The following is a 13,079-nucleotide window of genomic DNA, read 5'->3' on the forward strand; positions in this document are numbered from 1 at the left end:
TTTCTAACCGCACATCCGTACATCAACCCGTTCTGAGCGAATGACCCAAGGATCCTGACCATGACCACACTGTTCGACCCCATCAAGATCGGCGATCTGGAACTCGCCAACCGCATCATCATGGCACCGCTGACCCGTTGCCGCGCCGACGAAGGTCGCGTGCCCAATGCGTTGATGGCCGAGTACTACGTCCAACGCGCATCGGCCGGGCTGATCATCAGCGAAGCCACATCAGTCACGCCGATGGGCGTGGGCTACCCGAACACTCCGGGCATTTGGTCCGATGATCAGGTGCGTGGCTGGAGCGGCGTGACCAAGGCGGTGCATGCCAACGGCGGCAAGATCGTTCTGCAGCTATGGCACGTGGGGCGGATTTCCGACCCGTCGTACCTGGACGGCGAGCTGCCGGTAGCCCCCAGCGCCATCAAGCCTGGCGGTCACGTCAGCCTGATTCGCCCGATGAAGGAATACGTGACCCCGCGCGCCCTGGAAATCGAAGAGATCGCCGACATCGTCGACGCCTACCGACTGGGCGCAGAAAACGCCAAGGCTGCCGGCTTCGACGGCGTGGAAATCCACGGTGCCAATGGCTATCTGCTCGACCAGTTCCTGCAGGACAGCACCAACCAGCGCACCGACAACTATGGCGGCTCCCTGGAAAACCGTGCGCGCCTGCTGCTGGAAGTCACCGATGCCGTGCTGAGCGTCTGGGAACCGGGCCGCGTCGGTGTGCATCTATCGCCTCGCGCCGACAGCCACGACATGGGCGACTCCAATCGTGCGCAAACCTTTACCTACGTGGCCCGCGAACTCGGCAAGCGCAACATCGCTTTCCTCTGCGCCCGCGAACGGGAAGCCGATGACAGCTTGTCGCCGAGCCTGAAGGAAGCCTTCGGCGGCGTATTCATCGCCAACGAGCGCTTCTCGAAGGATCAGGCCAACGCCTGGCTGGCCAGCGGCAAAGCCGATGCGGTGGCCTTCGGTGTGCCCTTCATCGCCAACCCGGATCTGCCGGAGCGCCTGCGTCAAGGCGCAGCGCTGAACGAAGCGCACAGCGAAACCTTCTACGGCTCGGGCCCGGTCGGCTACATCGACTACCCGCGCCTGTAATTTTCGCCGCGCAAAGAAAAGCCCGCGTTTTACGCGGGCTTTTTGTTGACTGGCAATTCTCTAAAATAGCAAATCGGAGTCGCACTTACGATCTAGCGAGCCAGAGACCTGCAAGGGCTAGGCGCCCCCACAAAAACAGGCGAGGAAGCGGAGTGTACTGGTGTACATGAGCATGACTCGCTTCGCTCACCCTTCGGGCCGCGCTAAAGCGCGTTAGCCGCGAGCGGCTGTCCGAGCCTGTTTTTAACGCCGCAGGGCCGACGCGCAGCAGATCGTCCTTAGCGGGCGTCGATCTGCTGCTGCAGATTCTGAATCTGCGCCTGCAGCGTGTTGACGCTGCGCGTGGTCTGCGCGCGGAACGAATCGAACTCGGCGGTGCTGCTACCGCTGCTGCTGGCAGCCGGACGATTATCCATCTGGCTCTTGAGCACCAGCAGATCCTGCTCCAGGCGATCGACAGCTGCGTTGGAATTGCCAGCCTTCTTGAGTGCCTCGATATCACCCGCCAGGCCCTTGACCTGAGTAGCCAATTTGCCGGCATCCGCCTGGCCGCTCTTCAGGGTGGCCAGCTCGCTTTTCACGGCAGCCAGTTCGCTTTTCAACGAGTCCTGTGCGCCGCCCAGGGTCTTCAAGCTCTCGTCGTACTTGCCGCTGTCGCCCTGCTGGGCCTTGAGGTCGGCGATCAGTTGCTCGATGCGCTTGTCCTGGCCACTCTGCTGGCCGCCAGCGGCCTGCTGTTGCTTGGTCAGCTCGGCAACTTTGCCTTCCAGCTGACGCACCTGCAGGCGCAGGGCCTCACTGCCGGTGGTGACGTTGGATTCAGCCGCCACCACCTTGCCGGAGATGTCCTGAATGCGGCCCGCCGCTTCTTCGCTGATACGCGCGAAGCTTTCCTGAGTAGCGACCAGTTGCTGCTCCATCAGGTTTATCTGCTGGAAGCTCCACCAGCCCACGGCGCCCAGGGCGATGCTCAGCGCCCCCACCAGCGCCCACAGCGGGCCGGTGCTGGCTGCACGGGGTGCCGCGGCGGTCTTGCCAGGAGCAGCGGCACGAGCGTAGGGCTGCGGCTCGGGGTCGAAATCGTCCTGATCGCGGCGATCCGGCGTCAGGCTGGGCACGTCATCGAATTCGTCGTGGGCATCGTTACGCATGTAGGGAGACCTTGAGAAAACCACGGTGGAGGCAGATTGCCGCGCAGTATACCGATTCGTACGAGGCGCTTCAGTGTCGTGCCATCAGGAAATGGCTGCACCGCTGCGGGGCGTATTGCGCAAAAAGACCCGCTCAAACCGGCCAGGTTCCGCAGTCTGTGAACTGGTACACACCTTGCTAAACGTTCAGGGCCCATGACCACGATGGGTATCGTCACCCTGCCTGAATCACCGCCTTCTTTTCACAAGCACGGGATCGCTCATGGAACTGAACAAAGAAGTGTTGGACTGCATGAAGAATCTGCGTCGTCGTTTGCGCGAGGAACTCGCCGTGGACATCCGCCTCAGTCAGCAGGAGGCAGTAACCGCCATGTTGAGCGCCTGCCTGCTCTCCAATGACCAGCAAACCCGGGATCTGGGCTTACGCCTGGCTCAACTTAGCGACACGCCCATGGCAGAAGCTGCGAACCCGCACCACGCCAACGGCATTCATCTGGCAAGCACCTCAGTGCGCGTATATCGGGGCCAGCGCGTCTACGCCTGAGCCCGCCACCAGCGACAGAACTCATCGAGCGCCGGCCATAAACCAGCCTTGGCTTGGTAATCCAGGTGCTGCTGCGCCTGGCTGATATCCAGCGAGAAGTTACGGCTCATCACATCCACGGTCAGTCGTGACAACGACGGCTCGGGGCGCCCCGGCAAGAGGCTGCAGAGCCCTTCATTGAGCGTTGCCACGCTAAGCGCCAGACCGACCGGCACGTGGCGGGTGACCAGCGGCAACTCCAGTTGGCGCAGCACGTAATTGACCACGTCCCAGAGCGGCACCGCTGCACCATTGCTGATGTTGTAGGCCTTGCCCAGGGCCGGCCCGGCGGCCAGCAAGGCGCTGAGCAGCGCCTCGTTAAGGTTGTGCACGCTGGTGAAGTCGACCCTGTTCAGACCATTACCGATAATCGCCAGGCGCTTCTTGCGCTGCATGGCGATCAGCCGCGGGAAGATGCTCACATCGCCCGCCCCGGTGACGAAGCGCGGCCGCAGAGCGACCACTTCCAGGCCAAATTCCTGAGCGCCGAACACGCGCTGCTCGGCGAGAAACTTGGTACGTGCGTAGTGGCTGGAGAAACGCTTCGGCACCTGCTCTTCGCTCAAACCGACATGATCGCGCCCATCGAAATAGATCGACGGCGACGACAGGTGAACGAGCCGCCGAACCCGACGCTTGAGGCACGCTTCGATGACGTTCTCGGTGAGCAGCACGTTGCCGCGATGAAAGTACTCGTAGCGCCCCCACACGCCCACGGCACCGGCGCAATGCACCACAGCCTCGACGTCGCTGCACAGCGACAGGGCCAGCTCCGGGTCATTGAGGTCGCCGGCCACGAACTGAGCGCCACGGCGTACCAGGTGCTCCACGGCCTCTTCTCGGCGTCCGGTCACGCGCACGTCCAGGCCCTGCTCCAAGGCATAACGGGCAAAGCGCCCGCCAATGAAACCGCTTGCTCCGGTGACCAGAATCATCATCACGTCCTCCGCTCGCTCGTCGGCGCACTATAAAGCCTGGCGCCCGGTCGCAGCAGACCGCTCAAGCTAATGGCACCAGATAGTCACCTGCATGACGATGCAAATGCCCGGTCAGGCGGTCGAGCAACTCGCCGCCATTGCGCCAGTGGTGCCAGTACAACGGCACATCGACTGGCCGGTCGGCGAGCAGCTCGACCAGCTCACCGCTGGCCAGCGCCTCGTGCATCTGCGGCTCGGGCACCATGCCCCAGCCGAGGCCCTCGGCGGTCAGGCGCAGGAAACCTTCCGACGAAGGACACAGGTGATGCAAAAAGCTGCCCGAGAGCCCCAGCTCACTGAGGTAGCGGTGCTGCAACTGGTCATCCTGGACCGAACACGATTGCCGGCACATGGGCCAGGCGCTCGGCCGTCACGCCGTTGGGAAAATGTCGGGAGATGAAGGCAGGGCTGGCCATAGCCCGATAGCGCATGGCGCCGAGCGGCAGGCTGCGAGCGCCTGAGACCGGGCGTTCAGCCGCACACACACAGGCCGCCACATCACCGGCGCGCATACGCTTGAGGCCCACTTCCTGATCCTCGACGACCAGTTCCAGCAGCACCCGGTGACTGGCGCAGAAGTCCGCCACTGCCCTAGCCCACCAGGTCGCCAGGCTGTCGGCATTGACGGCGATGCGCAGCCGTTGGGTTTCACCGTCAACCTCCAGAGCCGGCACCTGCTCCTGCAGATCACGCTCGAGCAGGCGCACCTGCTGCACATGGTTGAGCAGCCGCCGACCGACATCGGTGGGCGTCGGCGGCATGGCCCGCAGCAGCACCGGCTGCCCGATGCGCGCCTCCAGCAGCTTGATGCGCTGGGACACCGCCGATTGCGACAGCCCCAAAACCTGGGCGCCGCGCTCGAAGCCAGCCTGTTCGACGACCGCAGCAAGGGCAGCCAGCAACTTGTAATCGAGCAATCGATTTTCCTAATGAGCGATCAGTAATATTTCTTTTTCTTATACAAGCAATCACCGCAGACTGATAGCCATCTCTCCCCTACTCAGGATGCATCGGTCATGTCAGCTCTCGGCAATTTCCTTCTCTCTCATCCAGAAAGGGCGCACTGATCATGTGGCAGAGCTACAGCAATGGCCTGGCGATCACCGCCGGCCTGATCATCGCCCTCGGCGCACAGAATGCGTTCGTCCTCGCCCAGAGCCTGCGCCGCGAACATCACCTGCCGGCGGCGTTGCTGTGCATAGTTTGCGATGCGTTACTGATCAGCGCCGGGGTGTTCGGTCTGGCGACCCTGCTGGCGCAAAGTGAGCTGTTGTTGAGCGTCGCACGCTGGGGCGGCGCGGCCTTTCTGCTTTGGTACGGCGCCCAGGCTCTGCTGCGTGCCTGCCGGCCGAACGCCCTCGAAGTACAGGGCAGCACACCTCGTTCGCTGCGCGCGGTGTTGCTGGCGACCCTGGCGGTCACCCTGCTCAACCCCCACGTTTATCTGGATACCGTGCTGCTGATCGGCTCCCTGGGCGCCCAGCAGAGTGTCCCCGAGGCCTATGCGGCGGGTGCCGCCAGCGCCTCGCTGGTGTGGTTCATGTGCCTGGCCCTCGGCGCAGCCTGGCTGGCGCCGTGGCTGGCTCGCCCGCTGACCTGGCGGATCATCGATCTAATCGTCGCCGCGATGATGTTCGCGATTGCCTGGCAACTGATCGCCAGTCCGCTTTGAACCCAGGCAGGCCTCGAGATTGGTGCCAGTGCTATGCTGCGGCCCTTGTCGAAATCTGCCGGAGCCTGTGTGGAAACCAGCGTCTTTCTCATGGTCATCGCCTCGGCGGCCCTGCACGCGGGCTGGAACGCGCTGCTGAAAATCGGTCTGGATCGTTTTCTCACCGCCTCGCTGATCCAGATCGGCGCTGGTAGCGTCGCGCTGCTGGCCCTGCCATTCGTAGCCATGCCCAACGCCGCGGCCTGGCCGTGGATCGTCCTCTCGGCAATCCTGCATATCGGTTACAACGTCTTTCTCAGCCGCGCCTATCGATACGGCGACCTCGGTCAGGTCTATCCGATTTCCCGGGGCAGTTCTCCGCTATTGGTGGCGGGCCTGTCGGTGCTGTTGCTGGGTGAAGTCCTGCCGGCCGGGCAACTGCTCGGCCTGGCGGTGCTGGTCGCCGGCATCTGGCTGATGGCGGTTCGTGGTGGCAGCGGCAAAGCCAGTGGCGGCCTGCTGTTCAGCGCGCTGATGACCGCCCTGTTCATCGCCGGCTACACGCTGTCCGACGCCAGCGGTGCCCGTGCCAATGGCGACCCGCTGTCCTACTCGCTGTGGTTATTCGCCGTAAACGGCCTGGTGATGGCCCTGATAATTCTCGGCCAGCGCGGCCCACGCATCGTTCGCGAGCTGGGCCCGCACTGGAAAGCCGGGCTGTTCGGCGGAGCGATGTCGATGTTTGCCTACAGCATCGTCATCTGGGCGATGACCCAGGCACCGGTGGCGCTGATATCGGCCCTGCGCGAGACCAGCGTGGTGTTTGCCCTGCTGATCGGCAGCCTGTGGCTGAAGGAGAGCCTGCCGCCGATTCGCCTGCTGGCCTGCCTGATCATCCTCGCCGGTGTGGCGACGATGAAGATCGCCTGAGGCGCTTTCACGCCTGATCGGCCTGATGGCCAACGAGGGCTCTATCCCGCACAGTTGCTGCGTGGTTATAGAGTAGCCCCGGTGCTATGATCCCTGCCCTGCGTCGCAAAGGGTATAAATCCGCCGACGCTTGTTTGGCCGCCCGTGATCGGCCTTGCGCTCATCGCAACTGACCTGATTAGGAGAATAACCATGGCTTTCGAATTGCCGCCGCTGCCTTATGCACACGATGCTCTGCAGCCGCACATCTCCAAGGAAACTCTGGAGTATCACCACGACAAGCACCACAACACCTATGTCGTGAACCTGAACAACCTAGTGCCCGGTACCGAGTTCGAAGGCAAGAGCCTGGAAGAAATCGTCAAGACTTCCTCCGGCGGCATCTTCAACAACGCGGCCCAGGTATGGAACCACACTTTCTACTGGAACTGCCTGAGCCCGAACGGCGGCGGTCAACCGACTGGCGAACTGGCTGCGGCCATCGAAAAATCCTTTGGCTCCTTCGAGAAATTCAAGGAAGAATTCAGCAAGGTCACCATCGGCACCTTCGGTTCCGGTTGGGGCTGGCTGGTGAAGAAGGCTGACGGCTCCCTGGCGCTGTCCAGCACCATCGGTGCTGGTTGCCCGCTGACCGCAGGCGATACCCCGCTGCTGACCTGCGACGTGTGGGAACACGCCTACTACATCGACTACCGCAACGTCCGCCCGAAGTATGTCGAGGCGTTCTGGAACCTGGTCAACTGGGACTTCGTAGCGAAAAACTTCGCTGCCTGATCCCTGACGTCACGCTTGCCTGCAAGCGAACGTCTGCTTGATTAGAGATGCCCTCCTGACGCGAGTCAGGGGGGCATTTTTTCATCTGCACAACGCCCATTTCGGCACACCAGCGGTGCGTCGGGATCGACGGACGGTACTCAAGAGTTGGGAGCTGTCTCCGAAACAATGCAGGTGTTGCGGGAAACCGGCACTATTGGATGAGCGCCGTGCAGTTATGGCCTTTGACTGCTACCGCGACTTTGCCAATACTCAACCCCATCCGGCGCCCGGTATCGCACAAGGAACTGCCATTTGAAGCTGGAACTCAAGCACAGTCTGTCCGTGAAACTGCTTCGCGTCGTGCTGTTGTCCGCGCTTGCGGTTGGCGTGGTGCTGAGCCTTGGCCAGATCGTGTTCGATGTCTACAAGACCCGCCATTCGATCACCAGCGATGCCCAGCGTATTCTCGGCATGTTCCGTGATCCCTCGACTCAGGCGGTCTACAGCCTCGACCGGGAGATGGGCATGCAGGTCGTCGAAGGCCTGTTTCAGCATGAATCGGTGCGGCAAGCTGCCATCGGGCACCCTGGTGAGCAGATGCTGGCCGAGAAAGACCGACCACTGGCCGAGCTGCCCATTCGCTGGCTAACCGACCCGATTCTCGGCGAGCAGCAACACTTCACCACCCGCCTGGTCGGCCGTGAACCGTATAACGAATACTACGGCGACCTGAACATTACCCTCGATACCGCCCTGTACGGGGAAAGCTTCATCACCAATTCGGTGATCATTTTCATTTCCGGCGTACTGCGCGCACTGGCCATGGGCCTGGTGCTGTACCTGGTCTATTACTGGCTGCTGACCAAGCCGTTGGCCAAGATCATCGAACACCTGAGCAGCATCAACCCGGACCGGCCCAGCGAGAACAAGCTGCCGATGCTCAAGGGCAACGAAAAGAACGAACTCGGGCTATGGATTAACACAGCCAACCAGTTACTCGCGTCAATCGAACGCAATACTCACCTGCGTCGCGAAGCCGAAAGCAGCTTGCGGCGCATGTCCCAGTACGACTTCCTAACCGGCTTGCCGAATCGCCAGCAGTTGCAACAGCAGCTCGAACAGATCCTCGAAGACGCCGGACGACTGCAGCGCCGGGTTGCCGTGCTGTGCGTTGGGCTGGATGATTTCAAGGGCATCAACGAGCAATTCAGCTACCAGACTGGCGACCAGTTGCTGCTGGCGTTGTCTGACCGCTTACGTAGCCACAGCGGCCGTCTGGGCGCCCTGGCGCGCCTAGGTGGCGATCAGTTCGTGCTGGTGCAGGCCGATATCGAACAGCCCTATGAGGCAGCAGAACTGGCGCAAAGCGTGCTGGACGACCTCGAGGCACCCTTCGCCCTCGACGACCATATGGTGCAATTGCGTGCAACCATCGGTATCACCCTGTTCCCGGAAGACGGCGACAGCCCCGAGAAGCTGCTGCAGAAAGCCGAACAGACCATGACCCTGGCCAAAAGCCGCTCACGCAACCGTTACCAGTTCTATATCGCCAGTGTCGACAGCGAGATGCGCCGCCGCCGCGAGCTGGAAAAGGACCTGCGCGAGGCCTTGGCGCAGAACCAACTGCACCTGGTCTATCAACCGCAGATCAGCTTCCGCGATCACCGCGTGGTGGGTGTCGAAGCCCTCCTACGCTGGCAACACCCACAACACGGCCTCGTCGCGCCGGATCTGTTCATCCCATTGGCCGAACAGAATGGCAGCATCATCGCGATAGGCGAATGGGTGCTGGATCAGACCTGCCGCCAGCTTCGCGAGTGGCACGATCAGGGCTACGGCGACCTGCGCATGGCGGTCAACCTGTCCACCGTGCAGTTGCACCACGCCGAGCTGCCACGGGTGGTCAACAACCTGATGCAGATGTACCGCCTGCCCGCCCGCAGCCTGGAGCTGGAAGTGACCGAAACCGGCCTGATGGAAGACATCAGCACCGCCGCCCAGCATCTGCTCAGCCTGCGCCGCTCCGGAGCACTGATCGCCATCGACGACTTCGGTACGGGTTATTCGTCACTCAGTTACCTCAAGAGCTTGCCGCTGGACAAGATCAAGATCGACAAAAGCTTCGTACAGGATCTCCTCAACGACGAGGATGATGCCACCATCGTTCGCGCCATCATCCAGCTCGGCAAGAGCCTGGGTATGCAGGTTATCGCTGAGGGCGTGGAAACCGCCGAGCAGGAGGCTTACATCATCGCCCAGGGTTGCCATGAAGGTCAGGGCTACTTCTACAGCAAACCATTACCGGCGCGCGAGTTGACCCAGTACCTCAAGCAATCCAGCCGCGCCCACCAGCTCAGCAACCCGATGCCACTCTAGCGTCCAGCGCGATTCGGCATACCTGTGAGCCTGTTGCTACAGCCGCAAATAGCGGCAGTAGCACACCCAGCCTTTGCGTAAAATGAAAATCTTTCGCATTATGTTGCAGCTCGCGTGGACGACCGCGCGCGCTCCCCATTAACACGCAAAGGATTTCGTCATGATTCGTATGCCCCTGGCCTCTGCCAGCCTGCTGACAATCGCCATTGCCCTCGCGGGCTGCGGTGAAGACAAAGCGCCTGCCAACCAAGCCGCTGCGCCGGCTCCGCAAGCGAGCACCAGCAGTGCACCAGCAGCAGCCGGCGCCTTCGACGAAGCCGCTGCGCAGGCCGTGGTCAAGCACTATGCCGACATCGCTTCAGCCGTGTTCGACGACGCCGCCAGCACCGCCAAAACCTTGCAGACGGCCATCGACGCCCTGCTCGCCACACCTAACGAGGAAACCCTCAAGGCTGCCCGCGAAGCCTGGCTGGCCGCCCGCGTGCCGTACATGCAGAGCGAAGTGTTCCGCTTCGGCAACACCATCGTCGACGACTGGGAAGGTCAGGTTAACGCATGGCCGCTGGATGAAGGCCTGATCGACTATGTCGCCGCCGACTACCAGCACGCTCTGGGCAACCCGGGTGCCAGCGCCAACATCATCGCCAACACTGAGATTCAAGTCGGCGAAGACAAGCTCGACGTCACCGAAATCACCCCGGATCTGCTCGCCAGTCTGAACGAGCTGGGCGGCTCCGAAGCCAACGTCGCCACCGGCTACCACGCCATCGAGTTCCTGCTGTGGGGCCAGGATCTGAACGGCACCGGCCCAGGCGCTGGCGAACGCCCGGCTACCGACTACGTGGTCGGTGATGGCGCTACTGGCGGCCATAACGAGCGTCGTCGTGCCTACCTGAAGGCCGCTACCGAACTGCTGGTCGCCGACCTCGACGAAATGGCTGGCCAGTGGAAAGCCGGCGTGGCCGACAACTACCGCGCCACCCTGGAAAGCGAATCTGCCGAGAACGGTCTGCGCAAGATCCTCTTCGGCATGGGTAGCCTGTCTCTCGGCGAACTGGCCGGCGAGCGCATGAAAGTCGCGCTGGAAGCCAACTCCACCGAAGACGAGCATGACTGCTTCAGCGACAACACCCACAACTCGCACTTCTACAACGGCAAGGGCATTCGCAACGTCTACCTGGGCGAGTACAAGAAGGCCGACGGCACCAGCCTGACTGGTCCGAGCCTGTCGTCGCTGGTCGCCAAGGCGGACGCCGCAGCCGACAGCACCCTGAAAGCCGACCTGGAAGCCACCGAAGCCAAGCTGCAGGCCCTGGTCGACAGCGCCAACAAGGGTCAGCACTTCGACCAGTTGATCGCCGCCGACAACACCGAAGGCCAGCAACTGGTGCGTGACGCCATCGCGGCTCTGGTCAAACAGACCGGTGCCATCGAGCAGGCGGCTGGCAAGCTGGGCATCAGCGATCTGAACCCAGACACCGCCGACCACGAGTTCTGATTCGCCGCAACGCTGGGTAAAAGCAGGCCGATGCGAAGCAGTTCGCATCGGCTTTTTTTCTGTGCGATTTTTACCCTATGGAGCGGCTACCGCCTTACTGAGCAGAACCAATCGGGAGAGTAAACATCAGCATGAAGCTATACATCGTCAAGGTTGCGCACACGAGCGAATATCCCGACCCAATCACGTTCAGCAAGGGCACACCGTTGAAGGTGGGTGAGCGGTACGAGGGGGCGGAGGATTGGAATGACTGGTTTTTCTGCAGCACCGAAATGCACGAAGGCGGCTGGGTCCCGCTGCAAGTCATAGAGGTTACCGGCAAGGGTGCTGCATACGCTCGAGAGGATTACACCGCCAGAGAACTGGATGCTCGTAAGGGAGAACAGCTCAAAGGACTGAAAGAACTCAACGGTTGGGTTTGGTGCGTTCGAGATGGGACTCTGGATACAGGCTGGGTACCACAGGAGAACTTGGCGGAAATCGTAGAGACATCTACCTCGCTTTAAGTGCGAGTCAAACTGGATCGAATGTCCTCTGCGATGGTATTGAAACGCAAATCCATCTTATTTAAAGCTGCATAGGCTGCTAAGATTCCCGCCCTTGATTTTCCTGTCACGGACTCTGTCGATGCCTGCGCCATCCGGTCGTTTGCTGCCATTGTTGGGCCTGGCCCTCAGCCTGGCGGCGTGTGACCAGTCCCCGCGCTTTACCGAAGCAGAGCCTGGCGAAGCGCTTTCCGGCGGCACAGCCACGGTATCGCGCAGCGACCACAACGCGTTCTCCCTGCCCTCCGCCAACCTCAAGGCCGAGCGTCGCCTGGATTTCAGCGTGGGCAACAGTTTCTTCCGCAACCCCTGGGTGATCGCGCCGTCCACCACCACCGCTCGGGACGGGCTCGGCCCGCTGTTCAACACCAATGCCTGCCAGAACTGCCACATTCGCGATGGCCGTGGCCATCCGCCCGAGCCCGGCAGCGTCAACGCCGTGTCGATGCTGGTGCGTCTGTCGATTCCTGCCGGCAGCGCGGATGAGTGGATCATCGAGCGCCAGGGCGTGCTGCCCGAGCCGAAATACGGCGCGCAGCTGCAGGACATGGCCAACCCCGGCGTAACGCCGGAAGGCAAGGTACGCGTCGAGTACAGCACCCACAGCGTGCAGTTCGACGACGGGTACAGCATCGAGCTGCGCAAGCCGCAGTTGAACATCAGCCAGCTTGGCTACGGGCCGATGCACCCGGATACGCAGTTCTCAGCGCGGGTCGCACCGCCGATGATCGGCCTTGGTCTGCTTGAGGCGATTCCACAGGAGTCCATCCTGGCCAACGCCGATCCCGAGGATCACGATGGTGACGGCATCGCCGGGCAGCCCAACTGGGTGTGGGACGATGTGCAGCAGAAAACCGTACTCGGCCGTTTCGGCTGGAAAGCCGGGCAGCCAACCCTGAACCAGCAGAACGCCCACGCCTTCGCCCACGACATGGGCCTGACCAGCAGCGTTGTGCCCCGCGACCAGTGCACCGATACGCAAACCGCCTGTCGCGAGGCGCCCCACGGTGGCGAGCCGGAGGTCAGCGACAACATAATGAAGATGGTGCTGTTCTACACCCGCAACCTCGCCGTGCCAGCTCGTCGCAAGGCCGACGACGCCCAGGTGCTGGCAGGCAAGACCCTGTTCCATCGCGCAGGCTGCCAGAGCTGCCATACACCAAGCTTCGTCACTGCCGCCGATGCGGCCGAACCGGAACTGGCCAACCAGACCATTCGCCCCTACACCGACCTGCTGCTCCACGACATGGGCGATGGCCTTGCCGATGGTCGCAGCGAATTCCGCGCCAGCGGTCGGCAATGGCGTACCGCGCCGTTGTGGGGTATCGGCCTGACCGAGAAAATCAGCGGCCACACACAGTTCCTGCATGACGGCCGCGCACGCAACCTGCTCGAAGCCATCGCCTGGCACGGTGGCGAAGCCGAAGCCGCCAAACGCCACGTTCTGACATTTTCCAGCGAGGAGCGCGCCGCGCTTCTGGCCTTTCTGAACTCACTGTAAG

The 13,079-nt window shown here is 62.1% G+C and carries 11 protein-coding genes and 1 pseudogene; 9 read left to right on the forward strand and 3 right to left on the reverse strand.

What is annotated here, in order from left to right; all coding sequences use genetic code 11:
• Positions 1-60: 60 nt before the first annotated feature.
• Complete coding sequence (locus ACZ0AI_RS11135; RefSeq protein ID WP_463565793.1) at positions 61-1,110, forward strand: alkene reductase; 1,050 nt, start codon at positions 61-63, stop codon at positions 1,108-1,110.
• 278 nt (positions 1,111-1,388) lie between these two features.
• Here the strand turns inward: ACZ0AI_RS11135 and ACZ0AI_RS11140 are convergent, their stop codons facing one another.
• Positions 1,389-2,261: an ATPase gene (locus tag ACZ0AI_RS11140; RefSeq protein WP_463565794.1), complete on the reverse strand. Its 873-nt coding sequence runs from the start codon at positions 2,259-2,261 to the stop codon at positions 1,389-1,391.
• Positions 2,262-2,523: 262 nt separating this feature from the next.
• Between ACZ0AI_RS11140 and ACZ0AI_RS11145 the strand changes: the two genes are divergently transcribed.
• Positions 2,524-2,805 carry a hypothetical protein gene (locus ACZ0AI_RS11145; RefSeq protein ID WP_463565795.1) on the forward strand — a complete coding sequence of 94 codons (282 nt, stop codon included), beginning with the start codon at positions 2,524-2,526 and terminating at the stop codon, positions 2,803-2,805.
• On the opposite strand, the gene ACZ0AI_RS11150 is transcribed toward ACZ0AI_RS11145, so the two are convergent.
• Both ACZ0AI_RS11150 and ACZ0AI_RS11155 read right to left on the reverse strand, forming a co-directional pair.
• The gene (locus ACZ0AI_RS11150; protein WP_463565796.1) at positions 2,796-3,782 is read right to left on the reverse strand and encodes an NAD-dependent epimerase/dehydratase family protein; all 987 of its coding nucleotides are present in this window, start codon (positions 3,780-3,782) and stop codon (positions 2,796-2,798) included. The genes ACZ0AI_RS11145 and ACZ0AI_RS11150 overlap by 10 nt on opposite strands.
• A 61-nt stretch (positions 3,783-3,843) precedes the next feature.
• Positions 3,844-4,738: pseudogene (locus ACZ0AI_RS11155) on the reverse strand (LysR family transcriptional regulator ArgP).
• A gap of 152 nt (positions 4,739-4,890) precedes the next feature.
• On the opposite strand from ACZ0AI_RS11155, the gene ACZ0AI_RS11160 reads away from it, so the two are divergent.
• The 7 genes from ACZ0AI_RS11160 to ACZ0AI_RS11190 all read left to right on the forward strand — a co-directional run bounded on the left by ACZ0AI_RS11160 (position 4,891) and on the right by ACZ0AI_RS11190 (position 13,078).
• The gene (locus tag ACZ0AI_RS11160; protein WP_463565798.1) at positions 4,891-5,493 is read left to right on the forward strand and encodes a LysE/ArgO family amino acid transporter; all 603 of its coding nucleotides are present in this window, start codon (positions 4,891-4,893) and stop codon (positions 5,491-5,493) included.
• 69 nt (positions 5,494-5,562) lie between these two features.
• Complete coding sequence (locus ACZ0AI_RS11165) at positions 5,563-6,402, forward strand: EamA family transporter (protein WP_463565799.1); 840 nt, start codon at positions 5,563-5,565, stop codon at positions 6,400-6,402.
• Between the two features lie 192 nt (positions 6,403-6,594).
• The gene (gene sodB, locus ACZ0AI_RS11170) at positions 6,595-7,176 is read left to right on the forward strand and encodes a superoxide dismutase [Fe] (RefSeq protein ID WP_463565800.1); all 582 of its coding nucleotides are present in this window, start codon (positions 6,595-6,597) and stop codon (positions 7,174-7,176) included.
• A gap of 294 nt (positions 7,177-7,470) precedes the next feature.
• Positions 7,471-9,534 carry a putative bifunctional diguanylate cyclase/phosphodiesterase gene (locus tag ACZ0AI_RS11175; RefSeq protein ID WP_463565801.1) on the forward strand — a complete coding sequence of 688 codons (2,064 nt, stop codon included), beginning with the start codon at positions 7,471-7,473 and terminating at the stop codon, positions 9,532-9,534.
• Between the two features lie 160 nt (positions 9,535-9,694).
• Positions 9,695-11,032, forward strand: a complete 1,338-nt coding sequence (locus ACZ0AI_RS11180; protein ID WP_463565802.1) for an imelysin family protein — start codon at positions 9,695-9,697, stop codon at positions 11,030-11,032.
• Positions 11,033-11,163: 131 nt separating this feature from the next.
• The gene (locus tag ACZ0AI_RS11185) at positions 11,164-11,538 is read left to right on the forward strand and encodes an SH3 domain-containing protein (RefSeq protein WP_463565803.1); all 375 of its coding nucleotides are present in this window, start codon (positions 11,164-11,166) and stop codon (positions 11,536-11,538) included.
• Between the two features lie 121 nt (positions 11,539-11,659).
• The gene (locus ACZ0AI_RS11190) at positions 11,660-13,078 is read left to right on the forward strand and encodes a di-heme oxidoreductase family protein (RefSeq protein ID WP_463565804.1); all 1,419 of its coding nucleotides are present in this window, start codon (positions 11,660-11,662) and stop codon (positions 13,076-13,078) included.
• Position 13,079: the final 1 nt, after the last annotated feature.

The organism is Pseudomonas sp. AC355, assembly GCF_979258205.1.

Excerpts from the sequence above, each read along its gene's own strand:
- ACZ0AI_RS11135 (WP_463565793.1), top strand. The coding sequence starts at position 61 with ATGACCACACTGTTCGACCCCATCAAGATCGGCGATCTGGAACTCGCC.
- ACZ0AI_RS11140 (WP_463565794.1), bottom strand. The coding sequence starts at position 2,261 with ATGCGTAACGATGCCCACGACGAATTCGATGACGTGCCCAGCCTGACG.
- ACZ0AI_RS11145 (WP_463565795.1), top strand. The coding sequence starts at position 2,524 with ATGGAACTGAACAAAGAAGTGTTGGACTGCATGAAGAATCTGCGTCGT.
- ACZ0AI_RS11150 (WP_463565796.1), bottom strand. The coding sequence starts at position 3,782 with ATGATGATTCTGGTCACCGGAGCAAGCGGTTTCATTGGCGGGCGCTTT.
- ACZ0AI_RS11160 (WP_463565798.1), top strand. The coding sequence starts at position 4,891 with ATGTGGCAGAGCTACAGCAATGGCCTGGCGATCACCGCCGGCCTGATC.
- sodB (WP_463565800.1), top strand. The coding sequence starts at position 6,595 with ATGGCTTTCGAATTGCCGCCGCTGCCTTATGCACACGATGCTCTGCAG.
- ACZ0AI_RS11180 (WP_463565802.1), top strand. The coding sequence starts at position 9,695 with ATGATTCGTATGCCCCTGGCCTCTGCCAGCCTGCTGACAATCGCCATT.
- ACZ0AI_RS11185 (WP_463565803.1), top strand. The coding sequence starts at position 11,164 with ATGAAGCTATACATCGTCAAGGTTGCGCACACGAGCGAATATCCCGAC.
- ACZ0AI_RS11190 (WP_463565804.1), top strand. The coding sequence starts at position 11,660 with ATGCCTGCGCCATCCGGTCGTTTGCTGCCATTGTTGGGCCTGGCCCTC.